Here is a 3110-nt window from a genome sequence, read left to right as displayed (position 1 = left end):
GCGGCGTTGAACGTCAGGTGCCGCCAGTCCGGGCCGCCCGCGCGGCGGATCCGCGCGCCCCGGACCTCGGCGGCGCGGCGCAGCGCGGCCGGGTCGGTGCCGACGTCCATGAGGTCCACCTCGCCGTTGGCGAACGCGCCGGGCATCGCGCCGGGGTCCATCGCCCGGAAGACGATGCCGTCGAGTTTGGCGGGCGGCCCCCACCAGCCCGGGTCCCGGACGAGCTCGACGGACTTGGCGGTCCCGTCGATCCGGCGGACCCGGAACGGCCCCGCGGTCACCGGCACCCGGTTCACCCAGCCGTCGTTGAACGTCCGCGGGTTCCGGCTGGTGGAGGCCGGGTAGAGCGGGCTGAACAGGCTGCGCCAGTCGGCGTAGGGCCGCGCGAAGACGACCTCCACCTCCCGGTCGTCCGCGCCGCGCCGGACCTTGGCGATCTCCCGGTAGCCGGTGACGGTCGCGACCTGGAAGCGGGGGTCGCGGCCGGACAGCGCGCGCGCCTGGGCGGCGAAGTCGGCGTACCCGACGGGCCTGCCGTCGGACCAGTGCGCGCGCCGGTTGATCCGGTAGGTGACGACCTGGCGCGGCCTGGTCGCGGTCACGCGCGCCGACTCCAGGAACTCGGGCACCGGATGCGGGACGGCCTTCTCGTCCGCGCGCATGAGGAACGGCAGGACGCCCTGGAGGACGAGCGCCACGGTGCCCTTGCCGCCGTTGACGTGGTGGAAGTTGAACTGGGCGGGGAACTCCGGCAGCGGCCAGCGCAGCGTCCCGCCGACCCGGACGCGGTCGCGCGGCTGCGGGTTGACGTCGTAGGCGGGCGGTTGCCGCTCCCCCGCCGACGCCTGCCGCGACGGATCGGGCACGCCGCATCCCGCCGACGGGCACACCGCGGCCACCGCGCAGACCGAGGCGACCGCGAGCGCGCCCCGGGGACGGGCGCTCATTCGCCGCCGCCCAGCGCGTAGTGGCAGGCGACCGCGCGGTCAGGCTCGCCGGCGACGGGCCGCGACACGGGATCCTCCTCGGCACAGCGCGTCCGGGACGCCTCGGACAGCGCGAGGTAGCGGGGGCAGCGATGGCGGAACAGGCATCCGCCCTCAAGGCGCGGCGCGTCCGGCGGGACGTCCGGCAGTCGGACACGTCCGCGCTTGCGTTCCAGCACCGGATCGGGGATCGGAACGGCGTCCAGCAACGCGCACGTGTAGGGGTGCGCGGGCGCTTCGTACACGTGCTCGACGTCGCCGATCTCGACGATGCGGCCCCGGTGCATGACGGCCACGCGGTCGGCCACGCGGCGCACTACCGCGAGGTCGTGCGCGACGAACAGGTACGCCAGCTCCAGGCGTGTCCTGAGTTCCTCCAGCAGATCGATGATCCCGGCCTGCACGGACACGTCCAGCGCCGCGACGGGCTCGTCGAGCAGGACCAGGCTCGGCTCCAACGCGAGCGCGCGGGCGATGCCCACCCGCTGCCGCTGCCCGCCGGACAGGCCGTGCGGATGCCGGGAGGCGTGCGAGGGCTCCAGGCCGACCAGCTTCAGCAGTTCCTGCACGCGGTCCGGAATGCGCTCCGCGGGGAAGCCGTGGGTGCGCAGCGGCTCGGCGAGGATGGCCGAGACCCGCATCCGTGGGTCGAGCGAGCCGAACGGGTCCTGGAACACCACTTGGACGTTGCGGCGCAGCGCCTTGCGGCGTGCGCCGTTCAGCGCGCCCGTGTCCTCGCCGAGGACTTCGATCCGGCCGCCGTGCCGGGGCCTGGCCATGGCGAGGACCTCCATGAGGACGGTCGTCTTGCCGCACCCCGACTCGCCCACCAGCCCCAGCGTCTCGCCCGCGCGGATGTCGAACGTGACGCCGTCCACGGCGCGCAGCGTCCCCGACCTGCGTCCGAGCGGACCGCGGTGCTCGACGTGGACGCTCCGCAGGTCCGTCACGGTCAGGACGGCCGGACGGCTCGTGCGCGCGCGTTGCCCGTCCCCCGGGCCGACCGGCGGGAGGAGGTCGGCCAGGGACAGCGGGTACACGGCGTCGGGATCACGCGTCGCCGGAGTGTTGACGCACGCGACCGAATGCGTCGGACGCCCGACGGGCAGCAGCGGCGGCTCCTCGTCCCGGCAGGCCGGGACCGCGATCGGGCAGCGCGGCGCGAACGGGCAGCCGGGCGGGAGCGCGGCGGGCGACGGCGGCGAGCCGTCGATCGGGACCGGACGGCCGCCCGCGCCGTCCAGGCGCGGCAGCGAGCGCAGCAGCCCGATGGTGTACGGCATCCGGGGCCGCCGGTAGACGTCCTCGACCGGGCCGGTCTCCACCGCCCGGCCCGCGTACATCACCAGCACCCGGTCGGCGAACCCGGCGACCACGCCGAGGTCGTGGGTGATCAGCAGGATGCCCGCGCCCGCCGCCGCGCCCGCCTCCCGCAGCACGTCCAGCACCTGCGCCTGGAGCGTCACGTCCAGGGCGGTGGTGGGCTCGTCGGCGACGATCGCGACCGGATCGTTGGCGACCGCCATCGCGATCATGACGCGCTGCCGCATGCCGCCGGAGAACTCGTGCGGATGGGCGCGGGCGCGGCGCGCGGCGTCCGGGATGCCGACCAGGTCGAGGAGCTCCACCGCGCGCGCACGAGCGGCGGACCGGGTCGCGCCGGAATGGACGCGGATGGCCTCGGCGATCTGGTCGCCGACCGAGTACACCGGCGTCAGCGAGGACAGCGGGTCCTGGAAGACCGTCGCGAGGTCCTTGCCGCGGACGCGGGACATCTCGCCGTCCGGCAGCCCCAGCAGTTCACGGCCGCGCAGCCGCACCGAGCCGGTGACCCGCGTCCGCCGCGGCAGCAGGCCGAGGACGGCCAGCGCGAGCGCGGTCTTGCCCGACCCGGACTCGCCGACGACGCCCACCACCTCGCCGCGCCCGACCGACAGGCTCACGCCCCGGACGGCCCGCACGTCCGGGCGGTAGGTGACGTCGAGGTCGCGGACCTCCAGCACGTTCATCGCGGCGTCCCCCACGGTCATCAGGCGCTCCCCTCCGCGGCGGGCCCGGCTCCCGTCCGCGTGCCGTCCACCGCGGCACCGCGCCCGGCCGGGTCCGCGCCGCCGGGCGACCCGG

2 protein-coding genes are annotated in these 3110 nt (G+C 75.9%); both read right to left on the bottom strand.

Annotated features, from left to right (window positions below):
* On the bottom strand, window positions 1-947 hold a 947-nt coding region (locus tag DZF91_RS25970; protein WP_235834568.1), incomplete at its 3' end, for an ABC transporter substrate-binding protein.
* Window positions 944-3016 carry a dipeptide ABC transporter ATP-binding protein gene (locus DZF91_RS25965; RefSeq protein WP_235834567.1) on the bottom strand — a complete coding sequence of 691 codons (2073 nt, stop codon included), beginning with the start codon at window positions 3014-3016 and terminating at the stop codon, window positions 944-946. The genes DZF91_RS25965 and DZF91_RS25970, both read right to left, overlap by 4 nt.
* Window positions 3017-3110 lie beyond the last annotated feature (94 nt).

The sequence above is a fragment of the Actinomadura logoneensis genome (assembly GCF_003428695.1).
Taxonomy (GTDB): domain Bacteria; phylum Actinomycetota; class Actinomycetes; order Streptosporangiales; family Streptosporangiaceae; genus Spirillospora; species Spirillospora logoneensis.
The sequence above is the reverse complement of the archived record's forward strand: the minus strand, read 5'-3'. Positions and strand labels throughout refer to the sequence as shown.